Annotated in this window: 15 protein-coding genes and 1 pseudogene; 11 read left to right on the forward strand and 5 right to left on the reverse strand. The window is 58.0% G+C overall.

From position 1 onward, the window contains the following. Positions 1 to 106 precede the first annotated feature (106 nt). On the forward strand, positions 107 to 883 hold the full coding sequence (locus tag BTW08_RS05330; protein ID WP_075561483.1) for a DeoR family transcriptional regulator: 777 nt from the start codon (positions 107 to 109) through the stop codon (positions 881 to 883). 44 nt (positions 884 to 927) lie between these two features. Continuing rightward, positions 928 to 2,799 (forward strand): glutamine--fructose-6-phosphate transaminase (isomerizing), encoded by a 1,872-nt coding sequence (glmS, locus tag BTW08_RS05335; RefSeq protein ID WP_075561484.1) that lies wholly within the window; start codon positions 928 to 930, stop codon positions 2,797 to 2,799. Between the two features lie 121 nt (positions 2,800 to 2,920). Here the strand turns inward: glmS and BTW08_RS05340 are convergent, their stop codons facing one another. After that, positions 2,921 to 3,757 (reverse strand): MBL fold metallo-hydrolase, encoded by an 837-nt coding sequence (locus BTW08_RS05340; protein WP_075561485.1) that lies wholly within the window; start codon positions 3,755 to 3,757, stop codon positions 2,921 to 2,923. Positions 3,758 to 4,139: 382 nt separating this feature from the next. Beyond that, on the reverse strand, positions 4,140 to 5,087 hold the full coding sequence (locus tag BTW08_RS05345) for an oxidoreductase (protein WP_075561486.1): 948 nt from the start codon (positions 5,085 to 5,087) through the stop codon (positions 4,140 to 4,142). Positions 5,088 to 5,245: 158 nt separating this feature from the next. Between BTW08_RS05345 and BTW08_RS05350 the strand changes: the two genes are divergently transcribed. Further along, positions 5,246 to 5,788 carry an HdeD family acid-resistance protein gene (locus BTW08_RS05350; RefSeq protein ID WP_075561487.1) on the forward strand — a complete coding sequence of 181 codons (543 nt, stop codon included), beginning with the start codon at positions 5,246 to 5,248 and terminating at the stop codon, positions 5,786 to 5,788. A 155-nt stretch (positions 5,789 to 5,943) separates the two neighbouring features. Here BTW08_RS05350 and BTW08_RS05355 read toward each other — a convergent pair whose 3' ends face one another. The 3 genes from BTW08_RS05355 to BTW08_RS05365 form a co-directional block, all read right to left on the reverse strand. Next, a complete protein-coding gene (locus tag BTW08_RS05355; RefSeq protein WP_075561488.1) occupies positions 5,944 to 7,938 on the reverse strand; it encodes a hypothetical protein in 1,995 nt (664 codons plus the stop codon). A 62-nt stretch (positions 7,939 to 8,000) separates the two neighbouring features. Then, positions 8,001 to 9,224 (reverse strand): carboxylate--amine ligase, encoded by a 1,224-nt coding sequence (locus tag BTW08_RS05360; protein ID WP_075561489.1) that lies wholly within the window; start codon positions 9,222 to 9,224, stop codon positions 8,001 to 8,003. Between the two features lie 252 nt (positions 9,225 to 9,476). After that, on the reverse strand, positions 9,477 to 10,679 hold the full coding sequence (locus BTW08_RS05365) for an MltA domain-containing protein (RefSeq protein WP_246837645.1): 1,203 nt from the start codon (positions 10,677 to 10,679) through the stop codon (positions 9,477 to 9,479). A gap of 134 nt (positions 10,680 to 10,813) precedes the next feature. Between BTW08_RS05365 and pdxY the strand changes: the two genes are divergently transcribed. From pdxY to BTW08_RS05410, 8 genes and pseudogenes are all read left to right on the forward strand, one after another. Beyond that, positions 10,814 to 11,686, forward strand: a complete 873-nt coding sequence (pdxY, locus tag BTW08_RS05370; RefSeq protein ID WP_075561490.1) for a pyridoxal kinase PdxY — start codon at positions 10,814 to 10,816, stop codon at positions 11,684 to 11,686. Next, entirely contained in the window at positions 11,667 to 12,554 is an 888-nt protein-coding gene (locus tag BTW08_RS05375; protein WP_075561491.1) for a DUF72 domain-containing protein, read from the forward strand. The genes pdxY and BTW08_RS05375 overlap by 20 nt, the downstream gene beginning before the upstream one ends. Positions 12,555 to 12,736: 182 nt before the next feature. After that, a complete protein-coding gene (locus BTW08_RS05380) occupies positions 12,737 to 13,138 on the forward strand; it encodes a MerR family DNA-binding transcriptional regulator (RefSeq protein WP_139313581.1) in 402 nt (133 codons plus the stop codon). A 70-nt stretch (positions 13,139 to 13,208) separates the two neighbouring features. Further along, the gene (locus tag BTW08_RS05385) at positions 13,209 to 13,592 is read left to right on the forward strand and encodes a nuclear transport factor 2 family protein (RefSeq protein WP_075561492.1); all 384 of its coding nucleotides are present in this window, start codon (positions 13,209 to 13,211) and stop codon (positions 13,590 to 13,592) included. A 183-nt stretch (positions 13,593 to 13,775) separates the two neighbouring features. Further along, positions 13,776 to 14,585 carry an N-formylglutamate amidohydrolase gene (locus tag BTW08_RS05395; RefSeq protein ID WP_210403193.1) on the forward strand — a complete coding sequence of 270 codons (810 nt, stop codon included), beginning with the start codon at positions 13,776 to 13,778 and terminating at the stop codon, positions 14,583 to 14,585. A 231-nt stretch (positions 14,586 to 14,816) separates the two neighbouring features. Beyond that, a pseudogene (locus BTW08_RS05400) lies at positions 14,817 to 15,059 on the forward strand (MerR family DNA-binding protein); the annotation flags it as partial. A 499-nt stretch (positions 15,060 to 15,558) separates the two neighbouring features. Further along, positions 15,559 to 16,305: a DUF4145 domain-containing protein gene (locus tag BTW08_RS05405; RefSeq protein ID WP_210403194.1), complete on the forward strand. Its 747-nt coding sequence runs from the start codon at positions 15,559 to 15,561 to the stop codon at positions 16,303 to 16,305. Between the two features lie 115 nt (positions 16,306 to 16,420). Beyond that, a complete protein-coding gene (locus tag BTW08_RS05410) occupies positions 16,421 to 17,809 on the forward strand; it encodes a HEPN domain-containing protein (RefSeq protein WP_075561497.1) in 1,389 nt (462 codons plus the stop codon). Positions 17,810 to 17,946: the final 137 nt, after the last annotated feature.

Genomic DNA, 17,946 nt, shown 5'->3' on the forward strand with positions numbered 1-17,946 from the left:
CTCACTTGACGGCATGAGAGAAATCGGTTTTGATTCGCCTCTATTATCTTTCGAATCGAAACTTAATTGCCGGATTTCGAAACTTACTCTAACTTAATCGAAACTCATGCCCAAACGCGACACCGCTCAGCGCCGCCATGCCATTCTCGCCTACGTCAACGAACACGGGGAAACCCCGGTCGAGACATTGGCGAGCCGCTTCGCGATCTCCGAAGTCACCGTCCGCAAGGATCTCAACACGCTGGAGCGCAGCGGCCTGCTGCTGCGGCGCTACGGTGGGGCGGCACCGTTGCCTCAGGAGATGCTCGCCGAGCCGGCACAGGCATTGTCGCCGTTCAAGCAGGCCATCGCCCGGGCTGCGCGAGCGCGTATCCGCGAGCACAACCGCATCATCGTCGACAGCGGCACCACCACCGCCGCGCTGATCGGCGAGCTGGGCGGCCTGCGCGGACTGGTGGTGATGACCAACTCGCTCGCCGTGGCCGGCGCGCTGCGCGAGCTGGAGTCCGAACCCGCGCTACTGATGACCGGCGGCACCTGGGATCCGCACTCGGAATCCTTCCAGGGCCAGGTCGCCGAGCAGGTGCTGCGCGCCTACGACTTCGACCAGCTCTTCGTCGGTGCCGACGGTATCGACCTCGAACGCGGGACCACCACTTACAACGAGTTGTTCGGCCTGACCCGGGTGATGGCCGAGGTCGCCCGCGAGGTGGTGGTCATGGTGGAGGCCGACAAGATCGGCCGCCGTATCCCCAATCTGGAACTGACCTGGTCGCGCATCGACACGCTGGTCACCGACTGGCGACTCGACGACGTCTCGGCGACCGCCATCGAACGCCAGGACGTGGCGCTGGTGGTCGCCGAACGGCCCGCGGATCAGTAAAGCGAATCAGTAAGACCGTCAACGAATTCTGAAAGGTATCGACTATGTGTGGAATCGTCGCCGCGCTGGCTGCGCGCAACGTGCAGGGCATCCTGCTGGAAGGGCTGAAGCGACTCGAGTACCGCGGCTACGACAGCGCCGGGATGGCAGTGCTGGAGAACGGGACACTCGTGCGCCAGCGCGCCAAGGGCAAGGTCGCGGCGCTTGAGGAGAAGCTGACCCAGCGGGCGCTGAAGGGCAGCATCGGTATCGCCCACACCCGCTGGGCGACTCACGGCAAGCCCTCCGAAGTGAACGCTCACCCACATCTGGCGCGTGAGCGATTGGCGATCGTCCACAACGGCATCATCGAGAACTTCGAGCCGCTCAAGGCTGAATTGGAAGCCGATGGCGTGACGTTCGAATCGGAGACCGACACCGAAGTCGTCGCCCACCTGATCGACCGCGCTTTTCGCCGGCAGGAAGGTGGCGAGACCCTCGATCTGCTGGCCGCCGTGCAGGCCACCCTCGACAAGATCGACGGCGCCTACGCGCTGGCGGTGATGCACGCCGATGCGCCGCGGGAGATCGTCGGCGCCCGCAAGGGCAGCCCGCTGGTGGTCGGCGTGGGCATCGACGAGAACTTCCTCGCCTCCGATGCGCTGGCGCTTCTGCAGGTCACCGACCGCTTCATTTACCTGCAGGAAGGCGACGTGGTCCGCTTGTCTGATGCCCAAGGCATCGAAATCTTCGAGTCCGACGGCAAGCCGGTCGAACGTCCGGTACACACCTATGAGCACGGCGATGCCGCTGCCAGCCGTGGCGAGTATCGTCATTTCATGCTCAAGGAAATCCACGAGCAGCCCGCCGTGATCGCCGCCACGTTGGAGGGCCGGTTGAGCGGTTCCCACGTGCTCGAAAGCAGCTTCGGTGTCGGCGCCAGGGCGCTGTTCGAGCGGGTCAAGCAGGTGCATATCGTCGCCTGCGGTACCAGCTATCACGCCGGCATGGTGGCGCGCTACTGGCTCGAGAAGTTGGCCGGTCTGCCGACCACGGTCGAAGTCGCCTCCGAGTATCGCTACCGCGAAGTCGTCGTGCCGGAAAACACCCTGTTCGTGACGCTATCCCAGTCCGGCGAGACCGCCGATACCCTGGCGGCGCTGCGCTATGCGAAGAGCCGTGCCAAGAGCCGCAATGAGAATGGAGGGCAGGGTTATCTCGGTTCACTGGCGATTTGCAACGTCCCCGGCAGCTCGCTGACGCGGGAGTCCGATCTGTCGCTGATGACCCAGGCCGGCCCGGAGATCGGCGTCGCCTCCACCAAGGCGTTCACCACCCAGCTCGTCGCCCTGATGCTGCTGACGCTCTCGCTGCGCAAACAGCGCGGTGACGAGCGCGAAACGACGCTGGTTCAGGCGCTACGCGGCCTGCCGACGGTGCTCGACAGCGCGCTGGCCATGGACGGGCCGATCGCCGAACTGTCGGAAGCCTTCGCCGAGAAGCACCATGCGCTGTTCCTGGGCCGTGGCACCCAGTTCCCGATCGCCCTGGAAGGCGCGCTCAAGTTGAAGGAGATCTCCTATATCCACGCCGAGGCGTACCCAGCCGGCGAGCTCAAGCACGGCCCGCTGGCGCTGGTCGACGCGGACATGCCGGTGGTCGCCGTCGCCCCCAACGACGAACTGCTGGAGAAGCTCAAGTCCAACCTGCAGGAAGTGCGTGCCCGGGGCGGCGAGCTGTTCGTGTTCGCCGACGAAGGCGTCGCGCTAACTGCCGCCGACAACCTGCGCGTGCTCCACGTACCGCCTGTGGATGAATTGCTCGCCCCCATCGTCTACACCATTCCGCTGCAGCTGCTCTCCTACCACGTCGCCGTGCTCAAGGGCACCGACGTCGACCAGCCGCGCAACCTGGCCAAGAGCGTGACGGTGGAGTGAGGGGAAAGCTTCAAATTGCCGCCAACGGGAAACTGAAAATCAGGGCGGCTCCTGAAATAACCCGGGAGCCGTCTTTTCAAGGCCTTCGAATCATTCTCGGAATCGATCGATAGGAGGCGCTTCAGTGTCGATCGTCGGCATCCATCGGCACCAGTTCGTACGCGATCTCTCCTCGCCGGACGCGGCCGGTACCATACGTATGCGAACCCGCCACCATCGTATCTTCTTCGACCAGCTGCTCGAGAAGTTGCAAGCGTGTGGCTACCGCACGCTCGGGATCCATGTCAGGGACCACACTCCAATGGGGGTAGTGGAACTGGAGCACCGACGAATGCATGAGATCCGCCCACATCAACATCTGCTGACCACGGTCCTCGATCATTACGCCCGTATGGCCGGGGGAATGACCATATAAAGGCACGAATTTCAGTCCCGAAACGATGACGGCATTATCCGGCACGACCTTGATTCGTCCTTCGTACTGCTCGAGTACCGCCTTCGTGACTTTATGGTCGCCCATATTGCCTTCGGGAACGTGTGATCCAGTCCAGAACGCCATTTCACTTTCGCCAACGTAAAGCTGCGCATTTCGATAGCGGGCGCGACCTTCCGGCGTCAGGAGTCCGCCGGTGTGATCCTTGTGAAGATGCGTGATGATGATTCCCTCGACATCTTCAGGTGCGTAGCCGATTGATCGTAATTGTTCGGGGACCTTTCCCCGTTCTGGCCCAGCCTCCTGGCCGCACCCTGTATCGATGAGCCACAGATGATCTTGCCACTCGATGGCGAAGGCATGAAAGGGCTCTATCGAGGGCCCTTCTGGCGGAAGGCCAGCTTTCTGGTAGAGATGCCGGCCTTCTTCGGAGCGTGCTCCCGGTATAAAATCGGGGGTACATGGGTAAGTACCGTCGAGCAACCATGTGATTTTGAATTTTCCTACATCAACGGATTCCGTCACTTAAAATTCCTTCTATCAATGGCGATAAACAAGGGTCTTTTGATCCGTGGTGTAACCCAAATTGGGCATGATAACGAGCGCAAGAGCGCCAGCACCTTGGCTACCAAGGGCACTGGCATTAGCGTAGTGCAATTGCCCGAGTGACCCAATCCGCTAAGCGATCGGCAACGAAGGCCCATGATCGATTTCAAAAAATCGGCTGGATTCTCGATGACCTGTGAGGGGCTCGTGTGACCATAGCAGAGGGTCTCTCAAGCCATGGCACTGACGTGCCATCAACGAACGTGCCGGGCGCAGACGCGTAGATTATCTCTACCGTATCGGCGAGGTGGGCGGGATGATTTGGGAGTCATTGTGGAACGTCGAAACGCTCCTAACGGCGTTATTGACCAGCTGCGACAGATAGAGCGGTCCACGCCGCCCCGGTCAATTCACACGACACCTCCCACAGTCGATCTTCTACCGCTTGGTCCTTGGCTGCATTGCTGCGATGCGCGCGTCTGGGCGCGCCCTTGGTTTCGCTGAAGCCGTCGGGGCCGAAGTAGTCGCCGGGGCGGACATCGTCTCCGAGCGCGGCGTGGAGCGTGGGTCTGGCGCCTGCGGCGGCGGATTGGCTGATCAATGGCATCACCAGTTTGAAGGCGCTGCCGATCAGCGCGCGGCTTTTCACCCCGGCATCGAATAGCGCGGTGCGGGAAAGCCCCGGATGTGCGGCGACGCTGAGGAGGCCCCAGCCGTGCTGATCGCTCTGTTTCTGGAGTGCCTGAGCGAACAGCAGCATGGCGAGCTTGGATTGACGGTAGGCGCGCCAGGGGTCGTACTGCTTGCCGCTATCGAGATCGCCGAAATCGATCCTGCCGCTACGATGCGCCAGGCTCGATAGCTGGACGACGCGTGGCCGAGATTCTGGTTTCGAGGACTCGGCGGCAACCAGCAGTGGCAACAGCAGGCTCGTCAGCAGGAAGTGGCCGAGATAATTGACGCCGAACTGGCGCTCGAAGCCGTCCTGGGTACGTTCGAGTCTGGGCGGCGCCATGATCCCCGCGTTGTTGATCAGCCGTTGCAGTGAGGACTCACTCTCCCGTAGGCGGGTGGCGAACTGGCGCACCGAGTCGAGGCTATCGAGATCGAGCAGTTCGAAGCGAACCTCGGCGCCGGATTGATGATTGCGGACCGCATGGCAGGCGAGTTTGCCCTTCTCGGGGTTGCGACCGGCGACGATGACACGATAGCCGGCGCTCGCCAGACCCTTGGCGGTTTCCAGCCCTAGGCCGGCGGTAGCGCCGGTGACGATGGCCAGAGGGGCGGAGGGTGAGGTCGTATCGCGCATCAAGCGTTCTCCTGCGAAAAGGGGCGCCGAGCAAAGGGGTGTCGAGCAAAAGCGTGTCGAGCAAAAGCGTGTCGAGCAAAGTGAGCCTCGAGCATAGCGAGCCGGTCAGATTCGAGCACTTTGCTATTCTAGGGGGGCAATCAATCAGGAGTCGAACGATGGCAAGCGGAGCAAGAGGATTCATGGGGCGCAGTTGGGGGATCTTGATGGCCTTTGGCGTCATTGCCATCATTTTCGGGCTGTTCGCCATTTTCCGGCCGCTTGCGGCAATAGCCGCGATGACCTGGATCATGGGCATCATGGCGCTGGCGGAGGGCGTCACGAGCCTGGTGACGCTGGCCACAGTGCCGGCAGGCGCCCACAAGCGCTGGCTGGTGTTCTACGGGGTCATCTCGGTGCTGTTCGGGCTGTTTGCCATTTTCAATCCGCTTTCCATGGCCAGTGCACTGCTGGTGCTCGTCGGGCTATGGCTGATCGTCGCCGGTGTCAATCGTCTGATCCTCGGGCTGCGGGTGCGCCGCGGCGTGCCGGGTGAAGGCTGGACGGTGCTGAGCGGCGTGATTGCCCTGCTGCTGGGGATTGCGCTGGTCGTCAGCCCGCTGAGTGGCTTGATCGCCACCGCGCTGTGGATCGGCATTCTCGCGCTGCTTTTCGGCATCGCGCAGACAGTGGCAGCATTGCGGTTGAGAAAAGCGCGATAACGTTCGAGCGACGCCGTCTGTGCAGGTACTCGAGCGAGTCCGCCTGTGCGAGACCGGGTCGGTCGATTCAACGAACACCGCCGGAATCCATGAGATCCGGCGGTATCGTTTTTGCGACTGAATCGTTTTGCGACTGAATCGGGAACGGGGCGGTCTCACGTCTCCGTCAGACGTTCCGCGCCCCAGCTACGCCGCAGATAGCCCATCACGTCGGCCAACTCCTCGCCGCGCACGTCGGCAGGCGCGCCCTGCTCCTGGGGATCGAGATGGAAGATGTAGAGCCGAGACGCGAATTGCGCGAAGGGGAGCGACGCCTCGCCGAAGCGTTCACCATTGCCGGCGGTGCTGACCACGACACCATCGCCCCAATCCTGGCCGCTGTCGTTGTTGGGATTGAAGAAGTAGAGCCGCATGGTGTCATCGGGGCCGAGCGCGGCGCGCAGAATCGTGATCGCGTGCCAACCGATGAAACGTGATGCGCTATCGGTCACGGCGATACCCGCCGGCTGAGGATGGACCAGCGGCTGGTTGCCGTTGTAGAACGGATGATAGGTGGCATAGAAATGGCGATAGAAGGTTTCCGGCGTCTCGATCTTGCCGGTCGTGACATCCACGATGATATGGAAGCCCCGCCCCGCCCACCAACCGTGAAACTCCGGATTGACCCAGCGATGCGGGTCGCCCTCGCGATCGAGGCACAGTCGCCCCATCTCGGCGTAGATGCGATCCAGATGGGGTACGACCAGCAACGATACGGGATCGAGATCCAGCGACAGCCCCGTCGAAAGCCCGGCGCCGCTGCTCATCGAAGAGATCGGCTGGCCTTCGAACTGCATCACGATTTCATCGTCGCGTGCCGCCCAGGCCACCATCTGCAGCAGGTAATCCGGGTCGTTGTACGCCCACATCGACAACGCTCTTGCCGACTGACAGGTCGGGTTGTTGCCCTGTCCCACGCCCAACGGCAGACCCAGCATGCACAGCACGCCCTCGAGCAGTCTCGCCTCGGGAGATACGCTCTGCCCGTAGGCCAACGCCAGACGCTGGCGCGACCCTCCGCTCAGCGGCAGTGCCAACTGGCGCCAGAGGGCGGGAGCCAATGGCGGTTGGTAGAGAATGCCGCGCTCGAGCAGCATCGCCAGACCGTAGATGGCCTGCGCCGTCTCCGGGTAGGCAATGCCATCGACCAGCGCTCTCACCAACTCGTGATAGCACAGCAGACAGTCGCGCCCGGTCGTCGATAGCCCCAGGGCTTCGCTGATCAGGTGATCGTTGTTGTCGAGCAGATAGCGCAGGAGCACCGGGTGGTAAGGCGATACGAGGCCGATATCGCGCATGGCGCGTGCCATGCCGGAGGCTTCCTGCTGTAGTGCAGGAATGTCCATCGCCGACAGTCTCTCCGCGTAGACGCCGACACCGGGGTCTTCGCGACATCCCTGAGTCGGACCGAACAGGCTGCTGACCAGGCGTGCGGCGCCCTGCCCGCTGGTGCCGAGATCGATCTCCGGATTGGCCTGGCAGAGCGCGATCTGGGTAATCATCTGGCGGATCGAATCGGTCAGCAGCGGGCGCTGTTCCAGCAACCGCCAGATTTCATCGATCATCACGTCGATGATGAACTCGAAGCCGATACGCTCGGCCAGATAGCGAAAGAGCGTACGCGGGACGTCGGCCAGTCGGCCCTGAGTCTCGCGTTCCGCTTCGCTGGCCATATCGAATAGCCGCGGCAGATTGAGCGCCAGCACCTGGGTGAGATAGTGGTGGGCGTGTTCGGCGGAGATCAAGGCATGCGGATAATCGCCCTTTGCCACCGCCAGCAGGCGCAGCTCGCTCAGCGATTCGATCGTCACCGTATCGGCGTCGGGGCTACCCAGCGATAACGGCGTCAACGCCGGCAACAGATGTTGCGGCGTTGCCCAGTCGGAGTCGGCGAAGAGTCCCGAGCTATCTATCGCCGCGGCGCGAAGCTCCAGCGCCTCGCAACCGCCGGGTTCCAGCAGGACCCGACGGGCAATGTCGAAAACACGCGTGGCACGCGCGGGCCGAGAGAAGCTCGGCGCCTGTGCCAGCATGGCCAGCGCTTCGTCCAGTTGCTCCAGTCGAGGCGCTAGACGCGCTTCAACGGCTGGGGAATCGGTATCCGACGGCATTACGATATGACTCCTCACCTGGCGATGGCGGTGATCGACGAATTGTCAGGCACTGTCGCGGATCAGACGTAAAAATCAAGTTCTTCCTGATGCTTGAGCAGATCACGCATGCGCTCGGGGTCGTCGCCGAAGAAGAATATCAGGCCCCAGTGGGTACCGAATGCGGTGCGTTTGGTCACCGTCGCCTCGAGGGGCGCGGTCAGCTCGTGATAGTCGAAGTACGGGTGCTGTTCGGTTTCCTCCGGCAGTTCGAGCCGGCTGACCACACGCTTGCGCGGATAGACCCCGAAGCAGCCTGCGCATCCCTTGGCATCTTCCAGAGGCGTGGGGAAGAACGCCTCAACTTCCTCTTCGGTTGCCTTGGGATCGAACACCAGCATCGATGCCTGATAGGCACTGAACCCATAAGCGCGTTCGATGAGCTCGAACGCCTTGAACCCCGGCGGACGATAGGCGACCTCGCCGAAATACATGGTGCCGTCGTTGGTCACGAAATATTCCGGATGAATTTGTCCGAAACGGATATCGAAGGCTTCTATCAGCAGCTCGATCTGGCGGGTGATTTTCTCGCGATAGCGTTCGAGTTCCGGAGTCGCTGGCACGAAAACGGAATAACCCAGCGTGACGTACTCGGAAATATTGAGAAACTGAATCTTGCCATTCCAGACCCAGGCTTCGACGGCAAATTCCCACCCATCCAGGTGGCTTTCCATCAATAACGGATACTCGCTTTCCGAAATCTGTTCTATTTCGTCCGGTGAGCGAATGATCCGATGTCCGAGACAACCGGCTTTATCGAAGGCTTTTAGATGGATGGGGTCATCGGGATCGCCATCCAGCTTGAGCAAGGTCTGGTTGACACGTTTGAAGAAGCGAACGACATCGCTTTTTTCATGCGCCTCTTCGAAAATGCCGACACGAATGCCACCCAGCTGGGCGCGTCGTTTCATCAACGCCTTGTCGCGAAATAAAACGGCCTGACCGTGCAGGCGCGGATTTTTCATCAACACGGAATTGATGGCGCCTGCCCACTCCACCGTCTCTTCGAACAGCGGAACGGCGGCATCCACGCCCATATCTCTCAGCGTTTCCGCAATTTCGAGTGAGCGATCGTTCAGACGTTCGAAATTCCATGAGACGTAGGGAATGTCATGCTGGTTGCAGTACTCCTCCGCCCAATCCGGTGCTACGACCACATAACGTCGATCGAATTTCTCTGCCGCTTCCACGGCGCCAAGGCTCCAACCCAGCAATGCTATGTAACCTTTATCGGGATTCTTATCCATAGGTTTACCTCCCTCCAGATTGGGACTGTTGTTAATGTGAGTCTCAGTGTAGATGAAAGGAGGGTCGGCGTCAGCCGAGCCAAGATTCCTGGGCGGGTCTGACGGTCCAGGCGCTTGTTATGCAACGCCTAAACCATCAATATTTATTTCTGAATGTCGGATTTAAAATACGCAGGAAACGTAGCGGTATTTGTCAAGACTCATGTGTTAGATCGGGCTTTCAATTCCTGGATCCCAATAGTGCAAATTCGGCTAATTGTTCGGCATCAGTACCCACATTTCGCCGCGCTGTTTCATCCGGCTTGCGGCTTCTCCGGCGGCATCTCCATGGCCCCAATAGAAGTCGGCGCGCACTGCGCCTTTTACCGCGCTGCCGGTATCCTGCGCCACCATCAGCCGTTGCAGCGGCTGGTTGGAGAGCGGCTGCGTGGTGGAAAGAAACACCGGCGCACCGAGGGGGATCTCGTCCGGGTCGACCGCGATGCTGCGCTCCGAGGTCAACGGCACGCCGAGTGCGCCCACCGGGCCGCTGGTATCGGCTAACGCTTCGCTGCCCTTGAGTTCGCGGAAGAACACCATGCGCGGATTGACGTTGAGCATGTCTTCGACCTGACCGGGATGCCGGCGCGCCCAGTCACGCACGCCGGGCAGCGTGGCTTCGGCGGGCGTGATCTCGCCACGGTCGATCAGCCGCCGGGCGAAGGACTGGAACGGCTGATTGTTGGTGCCGGCGTAGGCGACGCGCATGGTGCTGCCATCGGTCATCTCGACGCGGCCGGAGCCTTGAATCTGCAGATAGGCCGCTTCCACCGGGTCGTCGACCCACACCAGCTCGGTGCCGTTGAGATCGCCGCTGCGCATAAGCTCAGCGCGGGTCGGCCCGACGTGGGTGTGGCGCTTCCAGTACTTCGGATATTGGTAAAGCGGTGTCTGGTACGGCCCGCCACGCACGCGGGAGCCGCGCAGGATCGGCTCGTAGTAGCCGGTGATCAGGCCGGTGGCGCTGCCGTCGCTGTTGGTTACGCGGTAGGGCGTGAAGCGGGACTCGAAGAAGTTCTGGATCGCCAGGGCGTTGAGCGGATCGACCGATCGGGCATCGTGACAGACGCCCTTCCACGCTGCTTTTCGCTTGAGCCGGGTGCAGCTCTCCTGGAATGCGCTCCACGCCGCCATCGGCTGATCTCGGCTCCAACCCGGCAGATGGCCCCAGTTGGTCTTGCGTGCCGGCTGTTCGACGCGGTTCTCCGGGCTGCCGCTCGGTGTCGTAGTCATGACCGGACCGCTGGAACAGCCCGCCACCAACAGGGCGAAAAAAAGACAGGCCAGCAGCCAGGGAAGACGAGGGAGTGACGTGCGCGGGCACGAGGCGCTGGGTAGCATGCTGAGTCGATCCTTGAACACGATGCGTTGATAAAAGCGAATATAAAGGTGGCGGATGAAAGCTGGAGCGAGCATATCGCCGCCGCTCGGTGGCGTCGAGTCATCGTCCGTGCTTATACAGCCCCAAGGTTAAACCGCTCAAATCCCTGCAAGTTCATCCCACAGCGCATTACACTGTGCCCTTTGTGCTTTCGCGGCAGGACCGTCTCATGACCCATGTCATCTCCATTCAGAGCCACGTCGCCTACGGCTACGTCGGCAACCGTGCCGCCGTTTTTCCGCTGCAGCGGCTGGGGCTGGAAGTCACCGCCATCCATACCGTCCAGTTCTCCAACCACACCGGCTACGGCGCCTTTACCGGCGACGTGTTCAGCCCCGACCACCTCAGGAACGTGCTGGATGGCGTCGAATCGCTGGTCGGGCTCGAGGACGTCGACGCGCTGCTTTCCGGCTATATGGGCGACGAAGGCATCGGCCGCGCCGTGCTGGATAGCGTCGACCGCGTCAAGCAGGCCAATCCGCGGGCGCTCTACTGCTGCGACCCGGTGATGGGTGATATCGGCCGCGGCTTTTTCGTGCGCGAAGGCATTCCCGAATGGATGCGCGATCACGCCATTGCCCGCGCCGATATCGTCACCCCTAACCAGTTCGAGCTCGCCTTTCTCGCCGGGCGCGAGATCGACACGCTGGAAGACGCCCTTGCCGCCGCCGCCGCGCTGCGCGCCAAGGGCCCCAAGGTCGTGCTGATCACTTCGCTGGAAGTGGCCGGGGATGATGAAGGCCACATCGGCATGCTGGTCGATGCCGAAAGCGGCAGCTGGCGAATCGCTACGCCCAAGGTCGATTTCACGATCCCGCCCAACGGTGCCGGCGATTTCACCGCCGCAATGTTCCTCGCCCACAGTCTGCGCGCTGGGCTAAGCGACGAAGGACCCGCCCGCGCGCTGGAACAGACTGCCGCCGCGGTGCAGATGCTGTTCGAACACACCCGGCGCGCCGGCACCCGCGAGCTGGCGATGATCGCCGCCCAGCAGGATATCGTTTCACCGACCGTCACTCTTCATGCCGAACGTCTCAGATAACCTCGCCACGGCCCATCAGCCGCCGCTCTACCTGGGCATGGCGATGTGGGCCAACGCCGACTGGCAAGGCTCCCTGCTACCCGCTCACGGCGACGTGGACCTGCGCGACTACGCCAGCGTGTTCAACGCCGTGGAAGGCAATACCACCTTCTACAGCGGCATTCCCAAGGCCGAAACGGTCGCCGCCTGGGCCGAACAGGCGCCAGCGACGTTCCGCTTTTGCTTCAAGCTGCCCAGCCAGCTGACACACGGCAAACGGCTGCGCGACATCGACGACGAATTCGAGCGCTTCATCGAACGGCTGTCACCGCTCAAGGATCGGCTCGGCCCGATCATGGTCCAGCTACCCAGAGATTTCGGCCAGGGCGAGCTGCCCGCGCTGGAGCGATTGCTCACTCACTGGCCACGGGAGATACCCCGTGCGGTCGAGGTCCGCCACAGTGATTTTTTCCACAAAGGGCCTGCGGAACAGGCATTCAACCGCTTGTTGATAAGTCAAGACGCCAATAGGGTAATGCTCGACGTGCGAGCGCTCTTTGCGACACCCGCAGGGCTTGACAACCGGCTCGCCAAGGCGCAGGGCGAAAAGCCGAAAGTCCCATTACACGTGCTCTGCACGGCGGTCAATCCCATTATTCGTTTTATCGGACACTTCGACGAAGCCATCAATCTGGCCCGTTTCGAGCCGTGGATAGAACGCCTCATCCTGTGGATAAAACAGGGGAAAACCCCTTTTCTCTTTGTGCATACACCGGATAACCGCCAGGCGCCGGAATTGGCACGAAAGTTCTACAATCGCATCGCCGAACGGATCGAGCTGCCGCCACTCGCGGCCTTCCCGGGAGAGCGTCAGGAATCGCTGTTTTAGCCAAATCTGAAACAGGCTGTTGATAACTCGAGCGCCATTCTTCGCCGCGATTTCACCCGTCCATTCATTGCCGAGCGCCTGCCCCGGGCACCGATGAGTGTAGAAAACAACGTTTAAAGTTGATCTTCACGTAAAGGTCAAACAACGCTAGGGTGGGGAAAATCAGAAAAGAGAATAACGACGTGTCCGGCCAGACCTACGCCATTGGCGAACTCGCGCAGCACTTCGACGTCACCACCCGCACCATCCGCTTCTACGAGCAGGAAGGCCTGCTCTCCCCCGAGCGGCGCGGTAAGACCCGCGTCTACCGCGAGAAGGACCGTGTCCGTCTCAAGCTCGCCCTGCGCGGCAAACGCCTGGGTTTCTCGCTGATCGAAATCCGCGAAGTGCTCGATCTCTACGACACCCGCCATGACGGCAGCGTCCGCCAACTCGAACGCCTGCTCGAGATCCTCGCCGACAAACGCGCCAACCTCGAACGCCAGCTGGAAGACATACGCATCATGCAGCGCGAGCTGGATCAGGTCGAAGGACGGTGCAAAGGTGCATTGGGGGAATTAAAGGCGGCAGAACAGGGTCACTGAGCGCTAGTTGGTACACACGGTTCTGCTCTGCGGCTCCCTCGATGGTAGTCAATCTGCACGGAGCAACGGCATGCAACATGACCTGGAAGCCAACAAGCACAATGCTATCGCCTTCTATCGCACGGCTTATCTCGGCGATCCTACCCTTGCCGTCGAAACGTACGTCGGCGCTGACTACATTCAGCACAACCCGGTGGTCGGTAATGGAAAGCAGGCGTTTATCGATTACTTCACGGCAATGGCTGAGCAGTATCCCGGAAAGGACATCGAGTTCGTGCGCGCGGTGGCCGAAGCCGATCTGGTATCCCTACACACGCACCAGACCTGGCCCGGCGGCGATGAGTACGTCACGATGGATTTTTTTCGGTTCGACGACAGCGGCAAGATCGTAGAACACTGGGATTCCATCCAGAGAATTCCGGATGAGACCAAGAACGGAAATCCGATGTACTGAGTACCGGCGGCCTAGCGCTTCAGGTGACGACTTTTTAGCCTCAGGTCAGATGGCTCCAAATGGATAAGCGTTGCGCGATGGGCCTGGCGCCATTCCCCATAGTCCTTGGTGTCATGGCCTTCCCAGAACGCGCGCTCTTGCTCTTCACGCTTGAGCTCAGGCGTCGTCGTGATGGAGTCGAGAATGGCAATGCCGTCGTCCACGGCAGGGAGAAAAACCAGGATGCGCAAGGCGCAAAGGTTGCTAGCCGAGAACGAACCGGGTCCTGTTATCGTCACGCGGCCCGATGGAGCATCGCCATTTTTCCTGACCTGCGATCATGCCGGCCGGCGCATCCCGAGCGTTCTTGGTGATCTCGGCGTCTCGGAAAAGGAGCGGCAACGCCATATCGCCTGGGACATCGGCTCGGCAGCCGTTGCCCATCACCTTTCGGCATTGCTGGACGCCTGTCTTGTCGAGCAAGTCTATTCACGGCTCGTCATCGACTGCAATCGGGATCCGTCGGTACCGAGTTCAATACCGGTGTTAAGCGAATGCACCACGATCCCCGGCAATGTCGGGCTTTCGGAGTTCGAGCGGGCGAGGCGTGTCCGGGAAATCTTCGAGCCTTATCAGGCGCGAACGCGAGCGGAACTCGACCGTCGCCAATCGGCGGGGCGGGAAACTATCCTCGTCGCGATTCACAGCTTCACACCCATTTTCGAGGGCGACCAGCGGCCATGGCATGTGGGCGTGCTTTATCATCGGGATGAACGCCTGGCGCATGCCTTGATGGATCTTTTTCAGCGGGAAGGCAATCTCATCATCGGTGACAACGAACCCTATCAAGTCAGTGACGAGATGGATTACGGCATCCCCGTTCACGGTGAAAAGCGTGGCCTCGTTCATGTCGAACTCGAACTACGTCAGGACCTGATCGCCAATGACGAGGGCCAAAGGGCTTGGGCCGAGCGTCTGGCACGGCTCCTTCCGCAAGCGCGTGCGCGTCTTTGATGGCCTTCCCTCCTCTGCTGTATCTACGTGCCATGTTGACTGGTCAGAGCCATGACCTACCGCAGAATCCCCGACGACTCCCGTTGACCTCACCTAGAGATGATCCCGCAGCGATGTGGGCCGCCTCACAGAGATCGCCCTGACCGGTGATTTCAGTTCGGCAGCGACGCATGCTCGGTTTGCCGCCCGTCGCACGCCTTTGCTTCCACGAGCAGTTGCCTCAAGCTCGCCCGGCGCTGCAAACGTCTGGGGTTCTCGCTGATCGGGATTCGCGAAGTGCTGGATCTCTACGACACCCGCCACGATGGCAGCATCCGCCAACTCGAACGCCGGCACGAGATCCTCGCCGACGAACGCGCCAACCTCGAACGCCAGCTCGAAGATATCCGCATCATGCAGCGCAAACTCGACCAGGTTGAAGAGCGGTGTATAGGTGCACTGGGGGAATTGGAGGCGGCGGAACAGCGTTCCTGATCATGACGTGCCACGGCAATCGGGCTGCCACATCCCTTCTTTATCGATTCCTTGATGAAACAGCGACCCAGCGCCGGAAGCCACGGCTGCCCGACTAAGGCTTTCGTTGGCGTTGCCTGTCGTGTAACGCTTGGTTACTGTAAACGGTAATACGCAAAAGATGACTTACGTAGTCAAAAGCTCACAGTGACAGCCGCGCTGGGACGATGGGGATCATTGTCCTGCATGGCGGGCGGTAGCGTGGCGGATTTCTCCAGAAGGCAACCGAACGGTCCTCCATCACATGACTGTATCTATGCACAGTCATATCAGACCGCGCAAAACGCGCGAGCACGCGAATTCTTCAAAGCGCGCCTAATTATTCTGAGAGTTCTTTGAAATCAATGGGCTAAATGCGAAATGGTTGGCTAGATAAGATTATTGAGAGCGCGCACTCGTTCAAGTGGCAAAACGAGCGCGCCATCTAATACCTGTTATGCCCTATATGGAGGAAGCCTTAGTGCTCGATGACAATCTGTTCACCTCACATTTTCATGAGGATAATATTCCAGTATGGCCGTGTCCTAAATGTGGAGTTCAATCTCTGTCTTGCGACGAAGGTCAATTCAACAAGCAGTTTAAAGAACCTATAGACACAAGCCATCCGGAATTTGATCCTCATTGGATTGAATATATTTTCACGATGCACCTAAAGTGTTCAAACTCTTCATGTGGTTGCCGAGTCGTTTGTGTTGGAACTGGTGATGTATCTCAAGAGTACTTACATAATGGCTCTGGCGACTGGGATTGGTTTGATAGTTTTCAGGTAAATCACTTCGAACCTTCACTTAAAATATTCATACCTCCCAAAGAAACCCCCGAATTGGTAGAAAAGGCCCTTAATGCCTCGTTTTCAACTTTTTTTTCATCGCCAAGCTTAAGTCTAAGCGCTCTACGCTCTGCACTGGAGGTTCTCCTCGGTGAGATGGAGATAGCCTCAGTCGACGCAAATGGCAAATTTTTAAATCTTGCTAAGCGCATTAATCTACTTCCAGAGGAAAGTCGAGAAATTATAGAGCCTGCTAATGCAATACGTTGGCTGGGAAATGATGGGACGCATGCCGGAGGCTTTCGGGTTCGTAAAAGTGATGTGCTTGATGGTTATAGGATTTTTGAGCACATACTAATCGCACTCTATCCTGACAAGAGAGCATCGATTGATGCTTTAGTTGCCCGTATAAATGGAGCCAAAGGATTAGGTCGTTAGGCATAAAAAGTCGTTTAAAAGGACAAAAAACAGTTGGCTTTTGCTCCTTCGTCGCTAACTTTAGCCAACAATTTTTTGCCTCTTAACGAGGCGTTAGATTTCCCGAGAGGATCGGATGAGAATCGAAGATGAATATGTGAAAACAGGATATTTCTGGCTTCCTGAGCGAGATGAGAAAAAAATCCCAGGGGTATTAACCATCAAAAATGGAGGTGATATCGAGCTGGAAGTTGTAGGCCTCTTCGATGACAGTGTTAAATCACTAAACGATGATAATGACCTGAATAGAATAATAGGACATGTTGAGAAAGACGGTTTAGTAACCCTAGAGAACTGCTTTTATACCCAGAAAAACCATGCCTTTGAAGGTATATCAAAATCTAAAGTCTGTGTGAATAAAGTTTTGAGCGGTGTCGCCTATGATGAAAATGAACCCGTAACCTTTAACACTTTATCATTTTCCGTTGATTGTTTAGATGAGTGGGTAGGTATTAGTGGTATTAGCACCGATAATGATTGGGAAAACAAAACCGCTACTATTAGTTACATTCTTCCTGAAAATATTTACTGTGACCTAAATAACGGAATGAAGTTAGAAATTTGCTTTTCTTGTACTACCATCAAATCTTCTAAGGTTATTGAAGCTAAGATTACGCAGCGTGCCTACTTTAAGTTGATATCTGAAGACTTAAGACCTTTGGGTGACTTTACAGAAATTGCATATAAGCTAACTAATTTTTTATGCTTTGCTGTCGACACAACAGTTGCATTGAAAGACTTGTCAGCCACATCAAAAGAGATACAAAGAGACGGCGGCAATGGAAAACAGTACCCTGTTTCGATTAAGGTTTTTTACCCTAGCATTCCATTCACGGAAAAAGTTCCAGATAAAAGCTGGCATAGAATGTTATTCACTTACGGAACGATAAAAAGTAATGCTCAGGATGTTTTTAATAACTGGCTACGTGCATATGAGATTATGGCTCCAGGACTCAGCTTATACTTTTCCACAAAAAATGGGACACAAAAATACCTCGATGGTAAATTTTTAGCTCTGGCACAAGGTCTGGAAACCTACCATAGAAGGATAAGCGATGAAAAGCTCATGGATTCTTCTGAATTTGACTCACTTGTTTCAACAATCAGTGAGAGTTGCCCAGAAGAACATGCCGAATGGCTGAATGGTCGCCTGATGCATGGAAATGAAATTAATTTAGGGAAAAGATTGAAACGAATTATTGAGCCGTTTAAGGATAAGTTAGGCAGCAGTAAAAAAAGAAGTAAGCTGTTAAGAAAAATTGTAGATACAAGGAATTACCTCACTCATTACAGTGAAAACTTAAAGAACAACGCTGCTGGTGGGGAAGAGCTCTGGAACCTATGTCAAAAAATGGAAGTGATATTCCAGTTGCACTTTTTGAAAGTTGTTGGCTTCAGTGATGAAGAAATTGAGAGCGTTGTTGAAAATAGCTATCCGCTAAAGCAAAAGATTAACAAAAATTAACAATTTACTGCACACGGAAAAATTACTCGCTACGCTCCCAATTTTCCGGTGAGTAAGGCGTTAAACGGTCATTGAAATGGACATATCTCATACCTTAATTGACCTTGAAGTGGAGCTGGTAAGTCCTTCGGCGAGAG

The sequence above is a fragment of the Salinicola sp. MH3R3-1 genome (genome assembly GCF_001937155.1).
In the GTDB taxonomy this organism is placed as follows: domain Bacteria; phylum Pseudomonadota; class Gammaproteobacteria; order Pseudomonadales; family Halomonadaceae; genus Salinicola; species Salinicola halophyticus.